This window comes from Shewanella sp. UCD-FRSSP16_17 (assembly GCF_001675935.1).
GTDB lineage: Bacteria > Pseudomonadota > Gammaproteobacteria > Enterobacterales > Shewanellaceae > Shewanella > Shewanella japonica.
The window spans coordinates 679,279-703,644 of sequence record NZ_LZFV01000035.1 but is presented as its reverse complement, the minus strand read 5'-3'; the positions used below and the strand labels follow the sequence as shown (position 1 = coordinate 703,644).

Below are 24,366 nucleotides of genomic sequence, written 5' to 3'. Positions count from 1 at the left end.
ACAACACGCAATGAGCCCTGTCGATGAGATTAACGCAAACCTTACATACATCGCCGAAAATGATTGGAAAAATAACCAACAGCAGCTTACAGTGATAACGTGCCAAAGTATGGGGACTAAGGAGACAACCAATGTGCGGTAGAATTGAGGTGTTACTAAGTGGAATGCAGTCGACCTTAGACAATCTATTCGAGCAGCCGCTGACGATTCAAGATAACCTTGATTTACGTCCCACCGATCCCATTACGACGCTTAGTCACCGACAAGGTAAAATCATTTCTAGCCAGCAGCGATGGGGAATACAGCCTGACTGGTCTAAAAAACTGATTATCAATGCTCAGGCTGAAACCGTTTCACAAAAGCCCACGTTTTCTAGCGCATTTGCTCAGCATCGCTGCATTATTCCTTGCAGTGGTTGGTTTGAATGGCGACAAGAACCGACAACAGATTTATTGAGTCTTGACCAAGAACTGGCAAACGGCGCTGATACTCCCCCTATTTCAAGTCAGCAACAAAAGCACAAATACCGCTTTTCTCATGCGGGAAATAAGCCATTATTCATGGCTGGCGTGATGTATCCCGATCGGCAACAAGTTGTAACGTTAACGATTAAACCCAATACTAAGTGTGCTCAGTATCACCACAGAATGCCCTTATTTATCGCCTCAACTCAGATAAATCATTGGCTAACTCAGCCAGCCGACAATCTGTCTGAACTCATTAATCCATTGCCTGAACATTGGATTAAAATCACTGATTCAACACAAATTTGAAGTCCAACCATTACTCAAAACACATTTAAAAAATGTAGAATTTTATTAAGCAGATCACAACCTTGAGAAATAAGTATGCTAGAAAATGCAAAATACTGGCTTTGCAGGCCATTTTAAGTTTCAATTAAGTTAAATCAATAAGATGGTAGCTGAGTAAAGTACTTGGAATTTAAGAAAGCGCTTAAGATTCTGGACAGAAATCAGCCTTTTTTCATTTTATTAGATTGCTTTAAACAATAAATTAAAATGTGCTAACCAATTTTCAGTGTTCTTAGTTTTGAAGTAACGGATTTATTTTCATTAAGATAGTTGTACATTGATTATGCGCGATTTGTTAAGGCCTAATTTGGCACTTAGCACGGGCGATAAAGCCCCTTAACTGATGATGGAGTTACTATGAAATATTTAGCTATGATCGCTACACTAGTTTTCGCTAGTTCTGCTTTTGCTGTTGATTGTGTAGATTGTCACGAAAAAATCAACGTTGAAGAGCATGCTGAGATGGAAGCAAACATCGAAACTTGTAATGATTGTCACAGCTTTACTGACGCTCACGAGTTAGATGCAGACTTGCACACTCCTGACCTAACAATCACTGAATGTGCTGATTGTCACGAGCTTTAATCTCGTATAAACCTTGATTTACAGCAACTGTCTTTTACCAGATTTGACGTTGCTCGTTCACTAAATCAAGTGTTATCTCTGTAAGAGAATAAAAACCAGTTGATTGCTCAGCTGGTTTTTTTATATCCCCAATTTAAGCTGGCCTTAACCAGCACATCAAGCTCCCCACTTTCTAAACCATCAATGCCTTAATTTCATTAAAGGTCACTTGCGCTTCCCGATAATCGAGCGCAATAGGGTAATTTCGCCCTTTATATTCGAGCACTAATGATGGAAAGCCTCTTATTGGCAGTTGATGCACTACGGTGAGCTCAGCCATCAACCTTTGATTTACTTCATCAGACATGATTGCTTTGCTAAAAGCAGCGCTTTCAATGCCAATACTGTCTGCTGCCTCCACTAAAGTATCAATATCTGATGGATTTTTTGCTTCTAAATAATAGGCAGTTTGAATTGCCAGTATCATTTGCTGCTCAAGGCCATGGTCTCTGGCAACGATACAGGCGCGACATGCTGGATAGGTTGAACGTCTAGGGCGACACACTTGCCAAAAATCGTGATTGAACTCAGTGCCTAATTGCGCTGCAATTTTATGCCAAGTTTGGCTCAAAAAGCCCTGCATCTCATCAGGCATGGGTACGTCAGAATCTGCTGCTAATCCCCCTAGACAATACTCAATCTCGATATCGTTACCATGCTCTGCGATTAACTGTTTGAGTGCTATCCAAGCGGGTCGATACCCCCAGCACCAACTACACATAGGGTCGTACACATATTTAAGTTTTGCGGTATTAGAAGTCATAAAACACGCTTAATTATTAGTTTATGAGGGCTAGTTCTCGAGCTTAAAATATCCTTGCTCTATCTACAACATAACGGATAAGGTTAAAGTGTAACGCCATTTGTAGCCGCTCATAGGCAAATCACGCTATAATCCCGTCATTCATCTCCAACCCGTCAAAATGAGTATTTATCATGGCCAGAACAGCGGCTGCTTTGCACATTCTCGTTAAACATAAGCAACAAGCAGAAGATTTAATCAAACAACTCGAGAAAGGCGCCAAGTTTGATGTGCTCGCCAAAAAACACTCTTCGTGTCCATCGGGTAAAAATGGCGGTAACTTAGGTGAGTTCAAAAAAGGTCAAATGGTACCTCAGTTTGATAAAGTGTGCTTTACAGGTGAACTCATCACACCTCACCTTGTTAAAACCAAATTTGGTTGGCATGTCATAAAAGTGCTGTACAGAACCTAAGTTAAGGTTCGGCTGGCTACTTATTGATAGTTGCAATGCCTAATACAGCAAGCAGTGACGTCAAATACAAGCAAAAAAAGTGACAGTCATTATGGTACTTGCCCACCCTCCCTATATCGCTCTTTGCCAACCTGAGTGCATTTATGAATAAAGTTTTTATTATTGGTTTGCCACGTACTGGCACCACCAGCGTCAGTGTTGCATTATTAGATTACGGGTTTAAAGTCGCCCATATTGGGCTCACTAAACGTGCCTTTGAAGTTGCTGATGTGGTATCCGATGTACCTTGCTTTTGTGATTATCCCCAATTAGACAAGCTGTTTCCTGATGCCAAATTTGTTTATATCGATAGGCCGCTTGATAAGTGGGTATCCTCAATTCAAATGTTACTCACTAAAATGAAACCTAACTTGCTAGAAAAGACTGGCACGTTTCATCCAATATTAAAACGTAGCTTTAAACAAACTTTTGGGGATATTAACGCTGACAACTTACTCGATGAAGCACGGCTTAAAGCATGCTATCTAAGCCATCAGCAAGGTGTATTCAATTATTTTTCACAGCGTGATGATTTACTCACAATTACACTAAGCGAACCAGACAGCCTAACGCAACTACTGCGTTTTATTGGAGTAAGCGAAAATCGTATTAATGCCAGCCTTAACCACAGTTTTCCTGTGTTAAATGTCGGCACGCATGTGGCTAGTTGGGGCGAGCATAAGCACCCTAATAAGGTTAATACTAATTTGGCAGGCCCAGAACATAGAAAGTTCTTTGATTATAAAAAGCTAGGTTTGAGTCATTAATCGCTAAATAACAATTTTGTCATTATGTAACTATCGCAAGATTTGCTATAACTTAACCAGAGCTTTTATACATTAATACAAGGTACAAGCTGCGTTAGCTCCCCTTGCCTAAATGAGAATACTATGACCTCTAAGCCACTTTTCACTACACTCGTTATCACACTATTTTTATCACTCGTCAGCCCTATGTCTTTTGCTGCCAGCATATTGAAATTGCCTAGCAGTGCCGAAGTCAAAGTATTGAATGGCCAGACGTTTGATGGCGGCCGTGAAGTCACTTTAGTAGAAGGCACTAACCAAATCGTGTTTCGCTACGTTATCAATTACCGCGATAGTGGCATGCAAACCCAGTTTAACTCAGACCCTGTCATTTTAACCTTTGATGCCAATAACGCTGAATATGAATTATCGCTACCTAGCATTCGCAATAAAAATGCAGCGAATAAATTCAATAAAACCCCATCAGTCACTCTGAGCAGTAATCAAAGTAATTCAGTGGCATATCAAGCCGACATTTTACGTAAGGATGGATTACAGCTAGGTCGAGATTATCAAGAAGAATTACTCACCTACAATCAAACACAACAGCTTGCCTCGGTTGCTGCATTTGCACCAACGAGCACAGTACCGACTAACACAGTATCAACTAATACAGCATCAACTAATACAGCATCAACGAACACTGTACCGACAAACGTAGCGTCAGCCAGTACAGTTGCGCCTGCTCAACCACAGGTGATTACCCCAAAAACAATTGCTGAAGACCAAGCTGAAATCAGTGAAATGCTGGATTACTGGTACAACAAAGCCAATGCAGAAACCAAAGCGAAGTTTAAAGCCAAAATAAGTCAGTAACGCAACCCGCCTTCTTCGAAACCGTTAGCTTTACCCAAAAGTGAGGCTAACTGATTCTTTCTACTTTGCTTTTTTACACACTATATTCAAAAATCACTTTTAACAATTCGATAACCTTGGTTATGATAGACAGGTTCACTTTACTGGGTAAGAAATCATGTCTTTTAGCCTTAACCGGGTTTTACAATCTAAGTTCACCAAATATTCACTAGCCATAGTGTTATTGCTAGTCGGTATTATCATTCTGGCTATTTATAGCACCCTGCGTTTAAGCATGCCCTCGTTATCAGCCACGGTAGTGAGTGACGACATTTCAGCTCCACTAACCATTGAACGAGACACATTAGGCACCGCAATCATTACCGCCAGTAACCGCAAAGATGCGGCCTATGCTTTGGGGTATGCACATAGCCAAGATCGATTTTTTCAAATGGACTTATTACGCCGAAATGCAGCTGGTGAATTGGCTGAAATATTTGGCAAAGCCGCACTTAAATTGGATAAAAACAAACGTTTTCATCAATTAAGAATGCGAGCACAAAACATTTTTGAGCAACTACCACTACAAGATAAAGCCATGCTTAGTGCATATACCCAAGGGGTAAATCATGCATTAGCAGAACAAACTGTGCGCTCATTTGAGTACTTGCTAACACAATCTAGCCCACGAGAATGGCATGAAACTGACAGCTTGTTAGTGATTTATAGTATGTACCTAGATTTACAAGGTAATACAATTAAACGTGATATGGCGTTAACCCAATTGCAGCAAGCCTTTGGCAACGAAATGGTCGATTTTTTAATCCAGCCAAGTCATCACCAAGCCGCCTTAGATGACAGTCAAATACCGCTGTATCAAGGAGATATTCCCGCTCTCGAGGACGATATTTTACTGAGTGCGATAACTCAGACGATTGAAGAGCCAGTAGAAGTAGGCAGTAACAATTGGGCAGTAACGGGGCAATTAACCGATTCCGGCCGTGCCATGCTGTCCGATGACATGCATTTATCCTTTGCGGTACCCATTATTTGGTATCGTGCACAACTCAATTACCAAACAAGTGCAGCTCAAGATTCAGCAAAACCTAATCCACCTATTTCAGATAAATCATCACACCAAATCACGGGAGTAAGCCTTCCGGGCGCACCTGCGATAGTCGTTGGTTCTAATGGCAAACTCGCTTGGGGCTTTACCAACAGTTACATCGACACGGCGGACTGGATTGAAATTAGCCCAGATACAGCAATCGATATTGAATATGAACCTATCGAACTGCCTAACGATCAAGTGAACTATACGATTCAAGTGAGTGAATTTGGTCCAGTAAAAACAGTAGCGGGCGTTAATTATGCACTCTCTTGGGTGGGGCATGCTGATTACGCGGTTAACATGGCGTTATTGTCATTAGAAACCGCAGAGACTGTTGAACAAGCCAGCACACTTGCAACAGAAATGGGGATCCCAGCACAAAATATGTTGCTGGCAGATAATCAAGGTAATGCAGGCTGGACAATCGCAGGGGCAGTTCCCGCTCGTGACAACCCTTCGAATACAGCCCAGTCACCAAGCAATTTTCAATCTTCAAAATGGCAACTGCAGCAAGCCGTTATGCCTGAGGTGATAAATCCAGATAACCAACGTATATGGACAGCAAACTCTCGCGTTTTATCTAGCGAAGAGCAATTACGCTTTGGAGATGGTGGTTATGCGCTTGGCGCTCGCGGCGTACAGATACGTGATCGCCTATTAGCAAATTCCAACTTTAACGAAGCCGATTTTTATCAGTTACAGCTCGATAATGAAGCACTTTTTTTAGCACCTTGGCAGCAATATTTACTGCAAATATTGAGTGAATACCCTGTCGAATATGCCGAAGACATAAAACTGATTGCCAATTGGGGCCACTGCGCTTGTGCTGATTCAGTGGGCTACACATTAGTCAGACACTTTAGAACGGCACTAATAGACCAAACATTTGCCCCTATCGAAACAGAGCTCAAAGAAAGAGAAAGCAGCTTGTCAGTGATAAAACGATACCTTGAAACCCCTATGTGGCAAATCATCGAGCAGCAGCCAGCCAGTTGGCTACCTAAAGCTCAACCTCATTGGCAGGCCTTTGCACTAAGCGCATATAACGATGCCAAACAGGCTTTATTCGCCAAGTATAGTAAGCATCAAAAGCTATCAGATCTACGCTGGGGAAAGGTCAACCAACTGGTGATCCAACACCCTTTTTCAAAACAGATCCCTCAACTCAGTCGTTGGTTAGATATGCCAAGTGTTGACGGTTTTGGTGATAGTTTTATGCCTGCAGTTCAAGGTAAATCGTTTGGCGCTTCACAGCGCTTTATTGTACAACCAGGTGCTGAGCAAGATGCAATTATGACCATACCGGGGGGGCAATCGGGTCATCCTTTATCGCCTTACTACCGAAGTGGTTATCAGCAATATGTGACACATCAAAATACACCATTATTACCTACTGAGATTGAGCACACCTTGATGATTGAGCCATTGAAAGATAATCATGGTTCATTAACTGAAACCGATATAACTGAGGCTCAATCAGATACCCAAGATAGTGAAGCCGTTAAGTCAACGGCAGATTAAACCGTTAAATGACGCTGGCCGTTAAAAAAGTACGCATATCTGATTGCCACATAACTCACCGCTAGCGTAGCAATGGTCAGCTCAATCGTTGCCAGTAACTGTACTTGCTGAATATATTGACTGGCCATGCCAATGCTTTGCATCCATTCAATCATCTTAAATAACGCTGTCGCACCAATCACCATCGGGAAGGTAAAAGCCGCATAACCTGGGCTAAATGGGAGCTGCAGTAATTTGAAAAAAGCTAAGTAAATAATCGCTGTCATCAATACGCCAATACCAAATAGTAAAGCAACAATAAGTGGTGATGGTGACGCTGTTACCGTTAAATATCCCGCTAACGACAAACTGGCAGGCGCGGCCAAAATGGCAATTGTTGGTTTCGCGGCATCTGGGACTTCATGGGTGAACATTAAGCGATAAATCATCATCGGCAGCATTACTGCATAAGCCAACATACCAAATATTAATGCCGAATTTGCCAATAAACTAAGCGCCCCTGTACCTGAAAACGATACGTCAGCAACGATAATTCCAACGGGTGGCACAAACCAACTTGGTACCATGTGGTGGAGCTCAAAATCCTTTGCGCGATGATAGATAAAGGTGACTAAAAAGACGACATGTAACCCAAGACCCACAAGCCATAAACTATCACCTAAAATCAGTGAGTAATGCCCCAACGCATTTGATACGACCATCAAGGCCATCGCAAAAGTTGGCACAACGCTGCCGACCACAGGATGAGCTAAATCAGCTTTAAGGGTGTCAGAATGAATTAAATATTTTACGGTCAACACCAGCAGCAACACACTGGCTAGCAAGGCGCCAAGTAACTGGCCATATCCTTGAATGTCTGCAAAATTTTCCCAGCACCAACCTAAACTCGCAATGCCAAGTGCAAGACCTGCCATAGGAGTTGGTGCTGCAAGCAATTTAACTTTGGCGGTTTGTAACATAATCACCTCAATGTCGTTGACCTGCTTGCTCAAAAACCATTGGAGCAAACGAGCTGTCTTTTTCAATTAAGTTGATCTTACGCTTGCTAAACGTTTATTTATATCTAACAATTTAAAACCGAGGTTAAGATATACTTAACGATTAAGGTAACCGTTTATAATAAGGTTTATAAACCACTAAGGCTCACGTTATGTCAGCACATATCTCGTTTAAACAGCTCAATGTTTTCAATGCGATTACTCAGCACAAAACGCTCACCGCTGCTGCTGAAACATTATTTGTCTCAAAAGCGGCTGTCAGTTTGTCGTTAGCCGAACTAGAAAAACAACTCGGCCACCCATTATTTGACCGAGTAAATAATCGCTTAATCTTGAATCAAGAAGGCAAAAAATTACTCCCCTTGGCCGATGAGTTAATTAACCGCCTACAACACATCAATCATGTGTTTGACCAAGACCAAGGCTTATCAGCCGTTTTACGGGTCGGAAGCAGTGACACCATAGGTAATCATTTATCGCCGAGTATATTAAGCGGATTTAAGCAAATAACACCCCAGCAAACCCAAAGTTTATTTGTCTCAAACTCTGCACATATTTGCCAAAAACTCATTGATTATGAACTCGATATTGGTCTTATTGAAGGTAAGCCACATCACCCTGACATCATTGCGGTGCCTTTTAGTGGCGATGCCATGTGTATTATTTGTGCTCCATCGCACCCATTAGCAGCAAAAGAACATGTTGCATTATCAGAACTTGAAAACAGTGAGTGGGTACTCAGAGAGCAAGGCTCAGGCTCCAGGGACAGTTTTATTCAAAACTTAGCCCCACACATTAAACAATGGCATCAAAGTATTGAAGTTAATACCACAGAGGCACTGATCAATTCCGTAGCTGCAGGGCTTGGATTTGGCTGCTTATCGAATATCGCTGCCCAGCATGCATTAAAAAGCCAACGCGTCAGCAAGGTGAATGTCCCGATTGAAATGCCAAGAGAGTTTTGGGTATTACTTCACAAAGACAAATATCAGAGCCCGCTACTCAAACACTTTATTGAATATTGTATCAATTGGGGCAAGTAACAACAAAAATAGAGTTATTGATATAAGGCTTTACCCTCTATGAAATAGGCTGAAAAGTATGGTTTTAAGCGAATGGTGATAGCGGTAGAGAGTCAAGAATAGAAGTGCTGTTTTTCGGTAAGTTATTGAAAAATAATATCCACTAAGGCAGCCCCAAACAGCAGTGTCATTGCTAAGCCCATCGTTAAAATGACTTTTTCTATCAATGATTGCTTAGGTTTATTTATTAATACAAAAATGGTGCGGTATAAGGTACTTGGAACCGCAATAAATAAACCGAATATAATCGGTAGCATTCCCACCATAGCCACAAATAATGCATTATTACTCGAAGATAATTGGGTATATAACACCATCCAAATTAATGATACTAAGAATATTATTGCCCCAATTGAAATAGAAAAAAGTGCCATCGCTAAACTCCCTTTAACTGACTACTATGCTTAATTTGTCGTTGTATGAGTTACATCCATGTTTTAATACGCGCTACAAACTCATTTAAAATGAAAACGCCTGAGTTTAGCCAATTAATAATACCTCAGTAAACAACCAAGGTAATATTTCGAGTACAATAATTTTCCCTATAAAAAGACATTAAGGCTCAGCTCATCCCAAAGCATATTATTATCTTCGATGGCGTGTGCAATCTTTGCAATGGTGCGGTTAGCTTTATCATTCAACGTGACCATAAAGATGTGTTTTTGTTCACCCCAATGCAAAGCCAGACAGCACAATCGCTAATCGCCAAGCATCAGTTGGAGGCTGTCAGTAATGATTCATTTATTCTAATCAAAGGTGATAAGTTTTTTTTACGCAGTGATGCAGCGTTAGAGATAACAAAAGATCTATCTGGATTTTGGTATTTATGTAGGGGGTTTAGCGTGTTACCCAAGATAATTCGGGATTACGCCTATCGTTTAGTTGCCAAAAATCGATATCGCCTATTTGGTAAAAAACAGGCATGTATGGTACCAACAGCTGCGTTACAACATAAATTTTTAGACCAATAGTTTACTGGCTATTACTGACTCTCTGTTGCTTTTACCGTTAACCGTTCTTGGTTTGATAATCGAATTTGAATACCATCGACTGTGGTGATGCGCTGGGCTTCAATGTCTTTTTTGCGAACTTGATAGCTAGCAGACATGGCTTCAACTGGAGAGGAAATCGTGACTTCAACGATGGTGTTATCGTCATACCAGGTCCAGCCCCAATATCCAGCAGAGGCCAACATGGATACCGCAATCATGGCGTAAATAACAACACGGCTGAAAAAAGGTGAATTTTCACCTGCCAGCAACTTATCATTGTTGCTCACTTTAGTGCCTCGACCACTGCGAATATAGGCAAAAGCCCCCGCTATAACTAATAACGTGACTAGTATTTTTGTCAGCACATCATCTTCCAATCAACATAACCTAGCTTTGATTATACTGTGTTTTGATTAATTTAACGTTATCTAGCACACAGCAATCAGTAATAAGCAAAAGCAGTGACCTCAAGCAAGGTCGACTCAATTAACGCTAAAGCATAAATCAAGACCTTGATAACGCCATTTCAATAAGCTGTTGTATTTGTTCAGGCTGATCTAGGCTTGCGTCATGGCCGCAGTGATCTACACGCAACAATTCAGTGTGATAAAATTTGGCTAATGCTTCACTACATTTAGGGTTGGCTAACTTATCTTGATTCGCCACAATAATACTCACTTTACAGTGACCAAACCAAGAACTCTGGTAACGAGCAGCTGCATATATCTGCCTTGCGCCATTAAGTACACGGGTATGTAATTGACTACGCATGTTTCCCCAATCTTTAATGACTTTTTCATCATGGGCTTTAGTGACTGTGGTGTAGTTAAGCACGCAGGATTCTACAAAACTTAACTCTTTTGCTTTACGGCGATGCCAAATAGCATTCACTAATGGCATTAACTGAAAGCGCTGATACCAAGGAGATAAGTTAGCTGCACTTGAATTAATCAATACAGCATGACGTACTTGTTTGTGGCGTTGTCTTGCCATTTCTAATGCGATCATGCCCCCCATCGACACGCCAACAACCACTAACTCTCGACTATAATCTGGGTTCTTAGCTAAGCCTTTATCTATTTGGTGCCAGATATCATCGCAATAATCTCGGATATTTAACGGACTATTTCTATCAGCAAGTTCCCCATTGCCAGTGGCATCAGGTGTCAGCAAATTAATGCCCGCTTGACGTAATTGCGTATCAAAGCCATACCAGTGACGACTATCTCGCATTAACCCTCGCAGTAAAACCCACGTTGCCATCGACTACCTCAGTGTGAAATTTAACCTACCAACAAACTATAGTGACACTAATATATCGCTTAACGTTTTTTAGACCAATGCCTTTGTGCATCAGTTTGTAAACCTAAATATTGCTCGGCGCTGATTCCTTCAAGAGTCTGAGAAAAAGCCGCTTCAATCAAAAATTGCATCAATACAACATGACGGCGCAATATCCTGTGGTGACGGTGGGGTTTCTGCGGATTAAAATAACCCGAAAAATTAAATATTTGCCGTGGATTCTTTTTTACCCAAGCCCAGGAGCCCATCTCTAATGTCAATGGCACAAAAGGGACTTTACTGGGATGAGTTTTGGCAAGGTAATCCCAAATGTCACCGTGTGTCTGATAATAGTGACTTTGCGGTGCAACTTTATAATGCCCATGATGCGGATAACCACGGTCGAACAATTGCTTTAAGTGGTAGATATAGCCCATGCCTTCAAAGGGCTTGCGAGTATGAGCATAAGGGAACCAAATATGATCAGCTAAACCAAAACCAGAGTGCGCATCTAGCGCGATGACACTGGTACTGGCGCCCTGTAACTCGCGCACATAATCAACTAATACTTGAGTTTCTGCCTCCATGCCATTTTGACCACGATACCAAGGCAACTTGCTACTGATGCGGTGTCCGCCGACTAGGAAGGTGACTTTTTCTTCCGCATCGATGGGAGCATTGCGCATCAAGTCAACATGATTACCATTACTGCGTGAGCCTTGTAAAAAGCCCACAGGGTTAGCCACTGGTACAAAGGCTAACCGCACTCGCTTTAACAAGATTTGTAAGTGCTTATCCCACGCTAATCGATTCAATAAACTGTCTAAAAATGACAATACGACTTGGGCGCCAATGCGCTCTACCCCATGAATACCACCAACAAACAACACTGTCGGGCAAGGTGACGCTTGATGTCCAAGCTCAATGGCGGTAATTGAAAGCGGCTTTCCTCGATAATGGGTATCAAATAATGATTGGTGACGAAATAGCCCTTGGTGTTTAGCAATCAGCCGCTGCAAAGTGTCTATTTCAAAAGAATGCTCAAACGAAAACTTTCCCATGTTCTATGCCTAATTAACTTACTTTTGTCACCTTGGCATAAGGTTATTGAGGCAGTAATACAACTTGATGACAAACACTGGTAATGCGTTAAATGACTCATATCAGCGAGCAAAGTTACATTTCCCCCATACTCAGCTATAGTTGATTGCCATAACAGATTAAATTCACTAAATATTTTCATTTAATTTTTGCAACAGAATTTTCCAAAAGGACTCAACATGAAGATGGATTTTGAAAAAATTCAAATGCTGTATAGCCTTGAAAAAAGCTTATTAAAAACTGAGCTTAAACATCAACGCAAAGCCGCTTTTTTACTGGCCATTGCCATGTCTTTTTTTGCCTTAACCGTATTAGCGCTAAATGTCGCTATTTATCTAAGCATTGCTGACCTGGGTATATATGCACAAAAAGCATGGTGGTTAGTGGCCTTGAACGGCACATTTACAGTTATTCCTGGATTATTGCTGCTTGCCCACTCAAATCACCAACCTGATGCCGCTGCTATGGAAATTAGGGATGCACTTGCTGACAGCCTCAAAACAGAACTCACGAACACTGCTGAAGATGTCACCATTACGGTCGAGCGAATGCAGCGCATTGGCAAAGATATTAAAGCCTTTAGTGAAGGAGGAATCGCCGCATTAGTTCCTATTGTTAAGCTGGCTTCTGAAGTGGTCGCAAGTAAAAAAGCCGATGCGCCAAAGTAACACCTTTAGCGCATACGACTAACGACAATATGCACATGCGCTTAGTAAGCGGCAATATCATGATAGCTCTAAGGGCTCATGAGCTTGCCGTTTACTGATGATGCTGGCGCGAATATGATCATAAGCATAATTGTAAACATAGGCATAGACTGTGATGAACAAGGTCACACTGATATCTAGCCAAAAAGCCTCTATCAGGCTAATGTCTAAAATATAGGCCATCACAGGAATGGTCAGTATCAATAAGCCACTTTCAAACAAGGCAATTTGTATTATTCGCTGTTTTACGGTTCTCTTTTCACGAGCTCCAGTAAAGAAACGGTCAAACCCAAGATTAAATACAAAATTCCAGCCCATGGCGATTGTCGCAATAGCTATCATTGTTCCTGAAAGGGAAGCCAATTCATGTTCAGTAAACAACATCAATCCAATCACGGAACCAATAATGGCCAAAAACTCAAACAACACCGCATGAAACACACGCTCTAACGTAGACATATTAACCTCTGCTGATGCTATAGATTCGACTCTATAGCTGAAAACAAGCGAGATTATGGCAAGCGTAATCCATCAACAAAAGTTAACAGCCATCACGAATAGTGATACCTTAACAGGGTTGAGATAAAGATTGAGAGCGGGCAATGTATAGTTTCGAGCAACTAAGAATATTTATTACAGTATGTGAAACAGGGTCATTTTCAGCTGCTGCAAGAAAACTCAACCGAGCTCAATCAGGCATTAGCCAAGCGATCGCCAATTTAGAAATTAGTATCAATCAAACCTTATTTGACCGAAGTGGCAATATTCCAGAGCTGACATCTGAAGGTGAAGCCCTTTTACCTGTAGTAAAGGCATTGATGCTGCAACAACTCCATTTAGAGCAAAAAATTGCCTCGCTTGAGCAGCAACATGAACATGAGCTAGTTATCGCCATTGAAGAAAGTCTAATTAGCCCTGCACTGCTGGGGCAACTGGCATTGCTTGCTGATGAGTTTCCTATCACCAATATTGAAATCATTGCTGAATCGACACTAGATATCGGCAAACTCATTGAAGAAGGTAGCGCTCATATCGGCATTGTTTACGCGGATGGTAAAATCCACCATCAAGTTGACTTTACTACGGTGGGTTATACACGTTTTATCACGGTGGCGGCGCCTGAGCATCCGTTATCAAACATGCACGGCATTAAAGATATAGACCTTCGCCATCATCGTCAGGTAGTCCTTCGTGCTACTCAAGGGCAAGAGCTTTGGTTTAGCAATGGTATTAGCTCGCAACATTGGTATGCCAGCAATCACAACATCATTAATGAATTAACTCAGCAAGGCATTGGTTGGTCGATATTGCCTGAGGAGATGGTGCAAAGCGCCATTGAACAAGGAAGGCTTATCAAACTCGATATTGATTACGAACCCAACGGCTGGATAAACACTGTCGATTGCTTGTCTAGTCGCCGCCATCCATTAGGCCCAGTTTATGAACGTGCTATGGTGCTGATTAAGGACTATATGAACCAGCAAAACTTACACAATAACTTCCAAATTAACCACTAAGTAAATAAACAATACAAGGAGAATCGTATTAGGCACATCGATTATCCGCTACCGGCTTTTTAAGTAACTTACGCTGCAATGTACGGCGATGCATCCCCAATACTCTGGCAGTTTCTGACACATTACCATTATTATTCGCCAGCACTTGCTGAATATGCTCCCACTCTAATCGCTTCGGACTTAATGGTTGTTCTGTAAATTCAGCTTGAACCTTTGGTTCGACTTCTGCTGCAAGCGCATTTAGCAAGGTTTGCGTATCTACGGGTTTAGCTAAGTAATTATCCGCCCCTAACCTTATTGCCTCAACCGCTGTGGCAATGCTGGCATATCCAGTAAGCAGTACCATTTTGACCTTTGGCAAGTGCTGACGTAACGGTTTAATCAGGGTTAAGCCATTGTGATCAGCAATTTTCATATCAAGTAAAATATGGCTCGGCATAAACTGCCTCGCCATGAGTAGCCCATTACTTGCATCATGACATTGAACGCATTCAAATCCCTGTTTAGTTAATCGCCTTGCCAAAGTTGATGATAATGCTTGGTCATCTTCAATAATCAGTAATTTGTTCATACTGCACACCACCTTATAAATTATTATTGGTCACAGGCAAGGTCACTGATGCAATGGTTCCGCCCTCTTGATGCTGACACAAACTAAACTGGCCGCCCAAACGCTCAAAACTGGCATGGCTCAATAACACCCCTATTCCCATTCCTTTTGGATCGCTTACGACATTCTGTCCTAGTTCAGCCAACTGCTGTGCCCCCATACCTTTGCCAAAGTCGCGAATATTAACGCACACCTCTTGTGGAGAAGAGCTCACAACAGTCAGCATCACTTTAGCAATATTGATATTTTCAACACTCGCACGAGCAGCGTTGTCGATTAAGGCTAAAAAAGCAGGCAGTACACTGGCATCAGTATTGATTGTGGCTGAATGGAGCAATTCATTTTGCTCAATCACCAATTGCGTTTCTGGCATCAGTAATTGCACTCTATCGCGTAAATCTTCAACAAAATGATGAATAGGTGTGGCAACACGTTTTTGCTCTCTTATCGATTCTGTTGCATGACGCAAATCAGCCAATGTCGCCTCACATCGAAGTAAGGCTTGTTGCATATCAGGTTCGATATCAGTTGCGACACCTTCTTCAGCTAATTCATCAACAAGTAAGCGTAACGTAGCCAGAGGCGTAGCCATTTGGTGTGCTATTTGGGCAGAGGCAGTTCCGAGTGCAAGCAACTTTTCTTGTCTAAGTTGCGCCTCTCGTAAGTAGCTGAGCTGGGCATTTTTTTGTCTGACTCGCTTAGCGATATAACCGACAGTAATTGTGAGCACCAAGGCTGAAATAACAAAATTAAACCACATTCCAAGGTAATGCGAACTCATGTCCATACCATGATGACGGATACGGTTTTCAGGCATAGTAAACATCATCAAGGTATATAACCCAGTAGAGAGAAACGTCAGTACCCACGGCGCCCAGCGAGAAAGGGTGACAGCACCTATAGCAATGGGTAATAGCAATAATGATACAAACGCATTCGTGGCACCACCTGTATAAAACAGCCAGATAGCCCAGAACAATGTATCTAACAGTAAGGTACTAAATAAAATGGAAGGTGTATTAATACATTGGAATCGATATCGAAAGCAGGCAACGACATAAATGAACTCGACTAAAAGTACATAGCTCAACTCTTTGGGCGGCCAAGTCAAATCGAATAACTCTGTGCCGAAAAAAATCAGCCCTAATTTCAATAACCAATTAATGAGTCTAAGTAGTGCGAGTTGCTCTTTGTTCCTTTCAAAGCCACTTGTTTTTTCAAACATGAATACTTCGATACCTTTAAATAGCATAGATAAGTACCAAAGATTTAATCACGAACCCAAAAATAAAAACGCTACTCAGTCGACTTTTATACCTCATCAATTTAAAAAATCGTTACCTAACACCACAAAAACAACAAATATGTAATTTACATAACATACACAGGCAAGAGAAATAATTAAACTGACCGAAATCAAAGAATATTTTTTAATCAATTTTTATAATAAAAACCAATACTAAGCGTTAAAAACCAATTATCAGAATCGATTTTTATCAATTCTTTCTCAAGGTAATTTTTACACAGTCGATAAAAACTTAACGTTTCTTTACCCCGAAACAAGCTTGCAAATATTGCATGCTAAACACCGCTCTTCACGTTTTTACAATTAGCTCCCCTGCTAAAGCCCACTCACAAGTAAAAACAAGGTAAACAACTAATTTTATTAGACTTTTAACCGCTTAACATGTCACAAACAATTGTACTTACAATGGTTAAACTATATAATAACGCAATTAACCTTGTGCAACATGTCACTTACATGGCAATGCAATCCATCAAGAATATGAAGTTTGTTTATGACTAAATTATCTAAGTTTACCTTTACCATCGTCAGCTTTATTTGCATGCTGTACGTATTATTGGTGCTAAGTTTTAATCATGGATTGCAAGGTATTCATAGCAATATTTTCCATCATAAAATTACTCAAATCCCATTGAGTGAAGCCAGTAACCTACCCACTCATTGGCAAAAGTTATTATTTATTGATAACAATTTGGTTCAATCAGGCCAGTATTACTACGCCGTATTATCTAAAAAATCAGATGTACTAGAAGTCGTCAAAATTAAAGATGTACTGAGTGAGATGATGATGTTCAGCAATATTCCATTATTGTTATTGGCTTTTTTAGCTTATTTGATTCCCTTTTATATAAAATCACGTTCCGATCGTAAAAACAGTGCATCATTGAGTTTTATTAACAACGAAACCAATAAATTACTCAAAAGTTACAATATCGCTCCGCCTGAAAATGACGGACAAAATACCCTCTCGCATATCAGTGTGGCTCTTAATGAATTAAACAAGCACGTTAAGCAGCAAACCACTCAGAATTTATTAGGAATATACCAAGATAAATTAACAGGGCTAATAGACCGTCACGCCTATCTAGAACACCTTGAGAAGCAATTAGCACTGGCAGAAAAAAAGCAGAAGAAACAAGCCCTACTATTTATCGATCTTGATGGTTTTAAACAGGTTAATGACTCTTTTGGTCACAGCTTTGGTGATGAAATCTTAATTCAGGTCGCTCAGCGTTTAGCCACGGTTGTTCGCAATCAAGGCTTAAGTCAAATCAGTGAAACCGTAAAACTCGAGCTCAATTTATCACGACTTGGCGGTGATGAGTTTTCCATTTTTATCGAAGACTTTGAAGATGAAAATCGTGCCATTGATGTTGCCCAAAATGTATTACATGAGATTGAACGTGACTTTGTACTCGGTAATAAGGTGATTAAAATTGGCGCCAGTATCGGTATTGCTACATACCCTGATAGTGCTTCTAGCCCTAACACCCTATTACAAATGGCTGATGTTGCCATGTACCGTGCTAAAACGGATGGCCGAGGTATTTTTAGAGTTTACTCGCCAGAAATGGGTAATAAAATTAGACGTTACCATTACTTGATTGAAGAGCTGCGCCTTGCTATTGCCAGTCAAAGTTTTACTTTGTCGTTCCAACCGATTGTGAATGTGGATGATTTCAGCATTGATTACTTCGAGTCACTAGCTCGTTGGAATCATCCTGTTGAAGGCCCGATCTCACCTGCCGAATTCATTCCTATCGCTGAAGACTCTAACCTCATTATTGAGTTAGGTAATTGGATCTTGTTTGAAGCCTGCCGCCAAATGTCCGCGTGGCATAATGCAGGCATGAATAAAGTCAAAATGTCTGTCAACATTTCTGGGATTCAATTAAAACATTTACCCGTTTATGAGTGGGTGATGGACACGTTAGCGAAAACAGGCTTACCTCCAACCGCTCTTCTATTGGAAATCACTGAGTCTTGCTTGATCCATGCTTCAGAAAAAATCATTGATGATTTAGAGCGCCTTCGCCAACAAGGCGTGCAGATAGCCATTGATGACTTCGGTACCGGCTTTAGCTCATTATCTGCGTTAGGTAATCTCCCCGTAGATATTATTAAGATTGATAAACTATTTATCGATCAAGCGACTATCAACCCAAAATATGAAAAAATTCTTAATTCCATTAGTGACTTAGGCAAGCAGTTAGATTTAAAAATAGTTGCAGAAGGTGTCGAGGTCGCATCGCAATTTGAACTAGTTAAAAATCTAGGCATTCATTGCGTGCAAGGATTTTTAATTAGCCGACCTGAATCATCTTACAATGTCGGCTCCAAGGTTATTCGCAATAATCTAAATCATATTGCGCTCACTGGAACTGGAGTTTGTACTCCTAAATCACCTACAGAAGCGGCCTAAGCCACTTTATTTATTATTACCTGCACACAACCTAAACTCACTTTACTCGCCCCATAGCCTTACTTGAGGCTGTGGTAACTTGCTTTAACACTTCACTAGCGCTTTAAAACATCCTCTCTACTGATTTTTTTACTGACCAAGTCTGCTAGATTAATCACTAGCACAACAACGATGCACCATAAATCCATCTTCAAGGAGGAGAGGAACCATGAGTCTTACAGCCAGCCCCGCTAAAAAAAGAAAAGGCATTTATAAATTTGTGGTCCATGAAGATGTGGTATTCCACGCAACTACAATTAAGCAAGCATTCAGCCAAGAAGAAACGTTTTTAGAGATCAATACCGCTGGCGATATCACTGTGAAAGGAAGCCGTGAAAAGGGTTATGCTTGGGATGGTTGCACACCAAAAGTGAATTGTTTTGATTTATGCTTACTGGGTGTACCAGATGGTCGAAAACTGGTTAATACAGGTAAACCTATCACCTATTACGCTTCGATGGTTCATGACGTTTTGTGCCAGTACCGGCATGAGATTCCGATTACTCGAAAACAAGCTGATGACGTGTTTTTGTATTATTTGGGGGACTTTCAGCTTAGATATCTTTATTACGGATTTGTCAGGATATTTAGCATATTTTCTGATATGAGCGAACGTCTCAAAGCGTTCATCAGCAATAAAACGTAAAATGACTTCTAGTGCGAACAAATACAAAAAAGGACTGCAATTGCAGTCCTTTTTGTTTTTCTTATCGAGGTTATTCAGTCACAGGTTTGCGTTTATTATGGGCAATGATTAACCCAATTAAACAAACGATACCGGTGGCAATCCCGACAGGTTGACTTAATGATTGTGGTAAACCAAAACCAATACCCGCAGTCATAATATAAGATACGGTGACACAAGTACCGACAATCGCAGGCAAGCTCACAATCCAGTGGAAAGTTCCACGGTCAAATAAGTACTTAGTCGCCAACCATAAAACACTGGTAGAAAGCAGCATATTTGAGAAGGCGAAGTAACGCCAAATCAGCGAGAAGTCAATCTTAGTCATGAAGTAAGCAATCACTAAAATTGGCAATGCCACAAGTAAACGGTTACGTATACTTTGCGGAATTTTAAATGCATCAATAATGGTTAATCGTAATGAACGGAATGCTGTATCACCAGACGTGATAGGGAAAATAGCAACAGCAATAATTGCCATAATACCACCCGCAACACCTAAGTAGCTGGTTGCAACTTGATTAACAACAAGTCCAGGACCACCAGCATCAAGAATACTCTTAAGCTCTGCATATCCACCAGGGAAAGCCGCAATACCAGCAGTTGCCCATACACAAGCAACAATGCCTTCTGACATCATTGCACCGTAGTAAACTGGGCGCACGTATTTTTCGTTGGTTAAACAACGCGCCATGATAGGGGCTTGAGTCGAGTGGAAACCACTAATTGCACCACAAGTAATGGTCACAAACAGCAATGGCCATACAGGTAGTCCATCTGGGTTTGGTTCTAATAAATCATTGTTGTAATGGCTATGGTCAAAGTAAGCGAAAATATCGCCCATTTCTGGCAACTGAGGAGCACTAATTAATAACGCCACCGCAATAGATGTCGTCATTACAATCATTAATAAACCAAACAACGGGTAAAGTTTAGTAATGATTTTATCGATAGGCAGTAAGGTCGCTAAGAAGTAGTAGCCTAAAATCACTAATACCCAAAAGACGTTATTGGCTAAAATAGTGCCTTCAAAATAATCAAGGTTACTTAATAATCCTGCTGGGCTCATAATAAATACGACACCCACGAAGAACAATAACATTGCCGTGAATATCAGCATGACACCTTTAAAGTAAACATTAAAATAATGTCCAGCAATTTCAGGTAAACTCTTACCGTCTTCTTTGATACTTAATACACCAGAGAAGTAGTCATGAACCGCCCCACCAATGATATTCCCCAGTACAATCCAAACAAGTGCAATTGGGCCATATAAGGCACCTAAGATGGGACCAAAGATTGGACCAACACCTGCAACGTTCAAGAATTGAATTAAGTACGCTTTAACAGGGTGAACTTCAACATAGTCGACACCATCTTCAAAACGTTGTTGTGGGGTTTTTGCGTTGGGATTAATGCCTGCTTGGCGTTCTACAAAAGGGCTGTAAAACTTGTAAGCGAGGATCAATAACGCAATACAAATGAGGAAAATTAGCATTTTATTGAGCCATCCGTAACTGTGTAGGGTATTAGAATAGCTTTGAGTGTCATGCACTACGTGCCATTGGTCAAGTAGCTAGACCTTATACTAAAGTAGGGGTTGTCAGGCTATATGCCTTATCCGAAGGGGAATGTTAGTTAATTGTAAACTCAGAAAACCTTCAATATATTACCAAACAAGCCAATGCTAGGCACATGCACTAGCCACAAGGCTTTTACTAGCAAAAGTGCCATACCCGCCTCGTTTAGCACGATTGCAAGTGCCAAAAATGTTAATTAAATTTTCTTTCAAAACAGTTAATTCTGTCACACTCGGTTAGGGCGAAAATACGTACAACTAATGTCCAAAAATTAGATCAAGCTCTAATAAAAAATGATTAATCCAGCGGCGTATTATTGCAAAATGAACTAACTCACCCGCTAAACGATTACCTCGTCAGTGATATCAGCAGACTGGATACACTAGCGATTTGACGCTTAATCAAAGTTGAGCGATTTTCGCTTAACGCTTTCTTCCGCACTATCAAGCTCAACATTGTCACTCTAAACCTTACCAGATTGTGAATATGCAGAGACTTTCCTGATTAACAGTTAAAGAACCGTTCAAAAGCATAAACCTACCTTACCAATTTGACTTGCAAAGCAAAAATAAGCAATAGCTTATATAGTTATTCTAAAATGATATAAGAATCAGCCATGTAAATAACAAGGCTATAAAAAATATTCACACCCTTTAAAATCAGAAACCTAGCACGTGACAACAATATAAAACCTATTCAATCCACTCTTAATTATAACCAATTTACGTTATTCAGACACAAATAAGTTTTACAAATTGGTAACAAGATCATATAACCAGTAATACCTAATGCTTCAAATAGTGTATTACATTACTGAGGTCATTTTATGTATTAGGTAGCAACAACTTATTCAGTTGTATTCGCTTTTCATACAATGATCTGATCTAAATGCTGAGATAAAGTAAGAGATTTTACTGAATAAGTTGTTAACTCAAATGGGGAAACGACCTAAGGTACAAAAATGATAAAACATCATAAAAAGCATAAACTTGCCATTACCCTGGCGACAGCACTTACTTGCACTTTCAGCTGCGGTGTTGTTCACACTGAAACCATCAACATTAACAACCCTAGCTTTGAAAATAGCTTTGATGGCTGGACCGATATCGATCCTTCATCCGTCTCTGGTGTGGCTTATCAAGGCAGTAAATCAGCAAAAATGTCTGGAAATAACGGCAGGGTTGAACAAAACGTCACTGTCGATGCCAATAGTAACTATACCCTTACAGCGTATGTGTCTGGTGGCGGAAAGCTAGGGGTTTCAGGCAGCGGTGTCAGTGAATCAACTACGGTAAGCACAAGTGAATGGCAACAAGTCAGTGTGTCATTTAATAGTGGCTCAGCAAATACTATCACTATTTATGGAGAGTATTTTGGTAGTGAAGGTCGCTTTGACTCATTTGGATTAGAAAAAACATCAAACAGCACAGAGCCTACAGAACCCACAGAACCCACAGAGCCAATCACACCAGTCACCTGCACAGGTAGCAGTGCGTTAACCATTGCCTCAGCAACCGATAATGGTAGCAACGATGGCCATGGACCTGCGAATACCATCGACAATAATTTTGGCACTGAATCACGCTGGTCATCCAATGGTGAGGGCAAAACCATTATTTACGATTTAGGTGTCCAATCAGAAGTTAAATCTGTCTCAGTAGCATGGTTTAAAGGTAATGAACGCTCATCTTACTTTGATATTGAAACATCATTAGATGGCAATAACTGGATTTCCGTCTTAGCTTCAGGGGAGTCTAGCGGAAGTAATTCTGGCCTTGAAGAATATGATGTTACTGATACAAGCGCGCAGTATGTCCAAATCATAGGCTATGGCAACTCTTCAAATACATGGAACAGCATTGTTGAAACCAAAATCAATGGCTGTTCTGATGGCAGTGCGCCAACCGAGCCTACAGAACCCAGCAACCCTGTAGGAAATTTAGACCCTGACTTACCACCGTCAGGTAACTTCGAGTTAGTGGATTGGACATTGGGTGTGCCTGTTGATGAAAACAACGATGGTAAGTCAGACACCATTAAAGAAATTGAATTATCCAGTGGATATACTCGAAGCCCGTACTTTTACACCGCAGCAGATGGCGGCATGGTGTTCAGATGCCCTATTGATGCACCAAAAACCTCTACTAACACCAGTTATGCTCGTACTGAGTTACGTGAAATGCTACGCCGCGGAGATACCAGTTATAGCACTCAAGGTGTCGGAGGCAATAACTGGGTGTTCAGCAGCGCTCCTTCATCAGATCAAAACGAAGCAGGTGGTGTCGACGGTACATTAGAAGCAACGCTTGCCGTCAACCATGTCACCACCACCGGAGATAGTAGCCAAGTGGGACGTGTGATTGTTGGGCAGATCCATGCTAATGATGACGAACCTCTTCGCCTTTATTACCGTAAGTTGCCATCGAATAGCAAAGGCTCAATTTACATTGCCCATGAACCTATTACTGGATCTGAGCAATACTACGAAATGATTGGTTCACGTAGCAGCTCAGCTTCAAACCCAGCTGATGGTATCAGCCTTGATGAAAAGTTCAGTTACCGAGTCAAAGTGGTGGGTAATATCTTAACCGTAACAATTATGCGCGAAGGTAAAGCTGATGTTGTTGAAGAAGTCGATATGAGTGCAAGCTCTTACGATGCTGGCAATCAATACATGTACTTCAAAGCGGGTGTTTATAACCAAAACAATACTGGTGACGCAGATGATTATGTTCAAGCGACATTTTATAGTTTGAGCAATAAGCATGATGGGTATGCCTATTAATCAATRACAGATTGAAAGCTGACTCATTAACATATTGAGCATATAAACAAGTGGAAACTCATTTAAACCATTCAAACGGTCTACTCTGCCTGACTTAGGTTGATTGTTTTACTATTGATTTTATTGAGTCCAGCGGTCTACGTTGTATCTGACTTAAAAGCCAACAAAAATCATTTGTTGGCTTTTATTACATTCACGCCTCAAGAAAACGCAAAAAGACGATGTTTGATATACACTTATTGGTAACATCAACATTGGTGTCAGCATCAACAATACTCAAACGTTCAGCTTGGTCAATGTTTTAGCCGATCCATATCGCAAAAGGAAATAATTTCACC

The 24,366-nt window shown here is 40.9% G+C and carries 23 protein-coding genes; 13 read left to right on the top strand and 10 right to left on the bottom strand.

Translation table 11 applies throughout. The features are described 5' to 3' along the window. The first annotated feature begins 131 nt into the window (after nt 1-131). Nucleotides 132-773 carry an SOS response-associated peptidase gene (locus A9267_RS16725; RefSeq protein WP_065109998.1) on the top strand — a complete coding sequence of 214 codons (642 nt, stop codon included), beginning with the start codon at nt 132-134 and terminating at the stop codon, nt 771-773. A gap of 396 nt (nt 774-1,169) precedes the next feature. Further along, complete coding sequence (locus A9267_RS16720; RefSeq protein ID WP_065109997.1) at nt 1,170-1,397, top strand: cytochrome c3 family protein; 228 nt, start codon at nt 1,170-1,172, stop codon at nt 1,395-1,397. A 172-nt stretch (nt 1,398-1,569) separates the two neighbouring features. On the opposite strand, the gene A9267_RS16715 is transcribed toward A9267_RS16720, so the two are convergent. Then, complete coding sequence (locus A9267_RS16715; RefSeq protein ID WP_065109996.1) at nt 1,570-2,199, bottom strand: DsbA family protein; 630 nt, start codon at nt 2,197-2,199, stop codon at nt 1,570-1,572. Between the two features lie 173 nt (nt 2,200-2,372). On the opposite strand from A9267_RS16715, the gene ppiC reads away from it, so the two are divergent. The 4 genes from ppiC (at nt 2,373) to A9267_RS16695 (ending at nt 6,923) form a co-directional block, all read left to right on the top strand. Next, nucleotides 2,373-2,651 (top strand): peptidylprolyl isomerase PpiC, encoded by a 279-nt coding sequence (ppiC, locus tag A9267_RS16710; RefSeq protein ID WP_065109995.1) that lies wholly within the window; start codon nt 2,373-2,375, stop codon nt 2,649-2,651. Nucleotides 2,652-2,794: 143 nt separating this feature from the next. Beyond that, nucleotides 2,795-3,457: a sulfotransferase family protein gene (locus A9267_RS16705; protein ID WP_065109994.1), complete on the top strand. Its 663-nt coding sequence runs from the start codon at nt 2,795-2,797 to the stop codon at nt 3,455-3,457. A gap of 123 nt (nt 3,458-3,580) precedes the next feature. Beyond that, nucleotides 3,581-4,312 (top strand): YccT family protein, encoded by a 732-nt coding sequence (locus tag A9267_RS16700; RefSeq protein ID WP_065109993.1) that lies wholly within the window; start codon nt 3,581-3,583, stop codon nt 4,310-4,312. Between the two features lie 157 nt (nt 4,313-4,469). Beyond that, a complete protein-coding gene (locus A9267_RS16695) occupies nt 4,470-6,923 on the top strand; it encodes a penicillin acylase family protein (protein ID WP_065109992.1) in 2,454 nt (817 codons plus the stop codon). On the opposite strand, the gene A9267_RS16690 is transcribed toward A9267_RS16695, so the two are convergent. Beyond that, on the bottom strand, nt 6,920-7,882 hold the full coding sequence (locus A9267_RS16690) for a TDT family transporter (RefSeq protein ID WP_065109991.1): 963 nt from the start codon (nt 7,880-7,882) through the stop codon (nt 6,920-6,922). The genes A9267_RS16695 and A9267_RS16690 overlap by 4 nt on opposite strands. A 191-nt stretch (nt 7,883-8,073) precedes the next feature. Here A9267_RS16690 and A9267_RS16685 point away from each other — a divergent pair, with 191 nt between their 5' ends. Beyond that, nucleotides 8,074-8,964: a LysR substrate-binding domain-containing protein gene (locus tag A9267_RS16685; RefSeq protein ID WP_065109990.1), complete on the top strand. Its 891-nt coding sequence runs from the start codon at nt 8,074-8,076 to the stop codon at nt 8,962-8,964. 122 nt (nt 8,965-9,086) lie between these two features. Here A9267_RS16685 and A9267_RS16680 read toward each other — a convergent pair whose 3' ends face one another. Beyond that, nucleotides 9,087-9,377, bottom strand: a complete 291-nt coding sequence (locus A9267_RS16680) for a hypothetical protein (RefSeq protein WP_065109989.1) — start codon at nt 9,375-9,377, stop codon at nt 9,087-9,089. 180 nt (nt 9,378-9,557) lie between these two features. Here A9267_RS16680 and A9267_RS16675 point away from each other — a divergent pair, with 180 nt between their 5' ends. After that, complete coding sequence (locus tag A9267_RS16675; protein WP_065109988.1) at nt 9,558-9,974, top strand: thiol-disulfide oxidoreductase DCC family protein; 417 nt, start codon at nt 9,558-9,560, stop codon at nt 9,972-9,974. An 11-nt stretch (nt 9,975-9,985) separates the two neighbouring features. Here the strand turns inward: A9267_RS16675 and A9267_RS16670 are convergent, their stop codons facing one another. The 3 genes from A9267_RS16670 to A9267_RS16660 form a co-directional block, all read right to left on the bottom strand. Beyond that, entirely contained in the window at nt 9,986-10,360 is a 375-nt protein-coding gene (locus tag A9267_RS16670) for a hypothetical protein (protein ID WP_055024855.1), read from the bottom strand. A gap of 139 nt (nt 10,361-10,499) precedes the next feature. After that, nucleotides 10,500-11,258, bottom strand: coding sequence for an alpha/beta fold hydrolase (locus A9267_RS16665; RefSeq protein ID WP_065109987.1), 759 nt, complete (start codon nt 11,256-11,258; stop codon nt 10,500-10,502). A gap of 59 nt (nt 11,259-11,317) precedes the next feature. Then, nucleotides 11,318-12,337: a M14 family zinc carboxypeptidase gene (locus A9267_RS16660; protein ID WP_065109986.1), complete on the bottom strand. Its 1,020-nt coding sequence runs from the start codon at nt 12,335-12,337 to the stop codon at nt 11,318-11,320. A 219-nt stretch (nt 12,338-12,556) separates the two neighbouring features. Between A9267_RS16660 and A9267_RS16655 the strand changes: the two genes are divergently transcribed. Continuing rightward, nucleotides 12,557-13,045 carry a hypothetical protein gene (locus A9267_RS16655; RefSeq protein ID WP_065109985.1) on the top strand — a complete coding sequence of 163 codons (489 nt, stop codon included), beginning with the start codon at nt 12,557-12,559 and terminating at the stop codon, nt 13,043-13,045. A gap of 57 nt (nt 13,046-13,102) precedes the next feature. On the opposite strand, the gene A9267_RS16650 is transcribed toward A9267_RS16655, so the two are convergent. Beyond that, nucleotides 13,103-13,543 carry a PACE efflux transporter gene (locus A9267_RS16650; RefSeq protein ID WP_065109984.1) on the bottom strand — a complete coding sequence of 147 codons (441 nt, stop codon included), beginning with the start codon at nt 13,541-13,543 and terminating at the stop codon, nt 13,103-13,105. 143 nt (nt 13,544-13,686) lie between these two features. On the opposite strand from A9267_RS16650, the gene A9267_RS16645 reads away from it, so the two are divergent. Next, nucleotides 13,687-14,601: a LysR family transcriptional regulator gene (locus A9267_RS16645; RefSeq protein WP_065109983.1), complete on the top strand. Its 915-nt coding sequence runs from the start codon at nt 13,687-13,689 to the stop codon at nt 14,599-14,601. Nucleotides 14,602-14,629: 28 nt separating this feature from the next. Here the strand turns inward: A9267_RS16645 and A9267_RS16640 are convergent, their stop codons facing one another. Then, a complete protein-coding gene (locus A9267_RS16640) occupies nt 14,630-15,172 on the bottom strand; it encodes a response regulator transcription factor (RefSeq protein WP_065109982.1) in 543 nt (180 codons plus the stop codon). A 13-nt stretch (nt 15,173-15,185) separates the two neighbouring features. Beyond that, nucleotides 15,186-16,436 carry a sensor histidine kinase gene (locus A9267_RS16635; protein ID WP_065110070.1) on the bottom strand — a complete coding sequence of 417 codons (1,251 nt, stop codon included), beginning with the start codon at nt 16,434-16,436 and terminating at the stop codon, nt 15,186-15,188. 574 nt (nt 16,437-17,010) lie between these two features. On the opposite strand from A9267_RS16635, the gene A9267_RS16630 reads away from it, so the two are divergent. Further along, nucleotides 17,011-18,939 (top strand): putative bifunctional diguanylate cyclase/phosphodiesterase, encoded by a 1,929-nt coding sequence (locus tag A9267_RS16630; protein ID WP_055024763.1) that lies wholly within the window; start codon nt 17,011-17,013, stop codon nt 18,937-18,939. Nucleotides 18,940-19,147: 208 nt separating this feature from the next. After that, on the top strand, nt 19,148-19,624 hold the full coding sequence (locus tag A9267_RS16625) for a hypothetical protein (protein ID WP_065109981.1): 477 nt from the start codon (nt 19,148-19,150) through the stop codon (nt 19,622-19,624). Nucleotides 19,625-19,694: 70 nt separating this feature from the next. Here the strand turns inward: A9267_RS16625 and A9267_RS16620 are convergent, their stop codons facing one another. After that, nucleotides 19,695-21,161, bottom strand: a complete 1,467-nt coding sequence (locus tag A9267_RS16620) for a carbon starvation CstA family protein (protein WP_065109980.1) — start codon at nt 21,159-21,161, stop codon at nt 19,695-19,697. Between the two features lie 1,043 nt (nt 21,162-22,204). On the opposite strand from A9267_RS16620, the gene A9267_RS16615 reads away from it, so the two are divergent. Next, on the top strand, nt 22,205-24,028 hold the full coding sequence (locus A9267_RS16615) for a polysaccharide lyase family 7 protein (RefSeq protein ID WP_065109979.1): 1,824 nt from the start codon (nt 22,205-22,207) through the stop codon (nt 24,026-24,028). Nucleotides 24,029-24,366: the final 338 nt, after the last annotated feature.

What these genes read in the sequence shown, in the direction of transcription:
- A9267_RS16685 (WP_065109990.1), top strand. Translation starts at nt 8,074, where the DNA reads ATGTCAGCACATATCTCGTTTAAACAGCTCAATGTTTTCAATGCGATT.
- A9267_RS16625 (WP_065109981.1), top strand. Translation starts at nt 19,148, where the DNA reads ATGAGTCTTACAGCCAGCCCCGCTAAAAAAAGAAAAGGCATTTATAAA.
- A9267_RS16705 (WP_065109994.1), top strand. Translation starts at nt 2,795, where the DNA reads ATGAATAAAGTTTTTATTATTGGTTTGCCACGTACTGGCACCACCAGC.
- A9267_RS16700 (WP_065109993.1), top strand. Translation starts at nt 3,581, where the DNA reads ATGACCTCTAAGCCACTTTTCACTACACTCGTTATCACACTATTTTTA.
- A9267_RS16680 (WP_065109989.1), bottom strand. Translation starts at nt 9,377, where the DNA reads ATGGCACTTTTTTCTATTTCAATTGGGGCAATAATATTCTTAGTATCA.
- A9267_RS16655 (WP_065109985.1), top strand. Translation starts at nt 12,557, where the DNA reads ATGAAGATGGATTTTGAAAAAATTCAAATGCTGTATAGCCTTGAAAAA.
- A9267_RS16725 (WP_065109998.1), top strand. Translation starts at nt 132, where the DNA reads ATGTGCGGTAGAATTGAGGTGTTACTAAGTGGAATGCAGTCGACCTTA.
- A9267_RS16645 (WP_065109983.1), top strand. Translation starts at nt 13,687, where the DNA reads ATGTATAGTTTCGAGCAACTAAGAATATTTATTACAGTATGTGAAACA.
- A9267_RS16665 (WP_065109987.1), bottom strand. Translation starts at nt 11,258, where the DNA reads ATGGCAACGTGGGTTTTACTGCGAGGGTTAATGCGAGATAGTCGTCAC.
- A9267_RS16635 (WP_065110070.1), bottom strand. Translation starts at nt 16,436, where the DNA reads ATGTTTGAAAAAACAAGTGGCTTTGAAAGGAACAAAGAGCAACTCGCA.
- A9267_RS16615 (WP_065109979.1), top strand. Translation starts at nt 22,205, where the DNA reads ATGATAAAACATCATAAAAAGCATAAACTTGCCATTACCCTGGCGACA.
- A9267_RS16620 (WP_065109980.1), bottom strand. Translation starts at nt 21,161, where the DNA reads ATGCTAATTTTCCTCATTTGTATTGCGTTATTGATCCTCGCTTACAAG.
- A9267_RS16630 (WP_055024763.1), top strand. Translation starts at nt 17,011, where the DNA reads ATGACTAAATTATCTAAGTTTACCTTTACCATCGTCAGCTTTATTTGC.
- ppiC (WP_065109995.1), top strand. Translation starts at nt 2,373, where the DNA reads ATGGCCAGAACAGCGGCTGCTTTGCACATTCTCGTTAAACATAAGCAA.
- A9267_RS16720 (WP_065109997.1), top strand. Translation starts at nt 1,170, where the DNA reads ATGAAATATTTAGCTATGATCGCTACACTAGTTTTCGCTAGTTCTGCT.
- A9267_RS16640 (WP_065109982.1), bottom strand. Translation starts at nt 15,172, where the DNA reads ATGAACAAATTACTGATTATTGAAGATGACCAAGCATTATCATCAACT.
- A9267_RS16690 (WP_065109991.1), bottom strand. Translation starts at nt 7,882, where the DNA reads ATGTTACAAACCGCCAAAGTTAAATTGCTTGCAGCACCAACTCCTATG.
- A9267_RS16650 (WP_065109984.1), bottom strand. Translation starts at nt 13,543, where the DNA reads ATGTCTACGTTAGAGCGTGTGTTTCATGCGGTGTTGTTTGAGTTTTTG.
- A9267_RS16695 (WP_065109992.1), top strand. Translation starts at nt 4,470, where the DNA reads ATGTCTTTTAGCCTTAACCGGGTTTTACAATCTAAGTTCACCAAATAT.
- A9267_RS16660 (WP_065109986.1), bottom strand. Translation starts at nt 12,337, where the DNA reads ATGGGAAAGTTTTCGTTTGAGCATTCTTTTGAAATAGACACTTTGCAG.
- A9267_RS16715 (WP_065109996.1), bottom strand. Translation starts at nt 2,199, where the DNA reads ATGACTTCTAATACCGCAAAACTTAAATATGTGTACGACCCTATGTGT.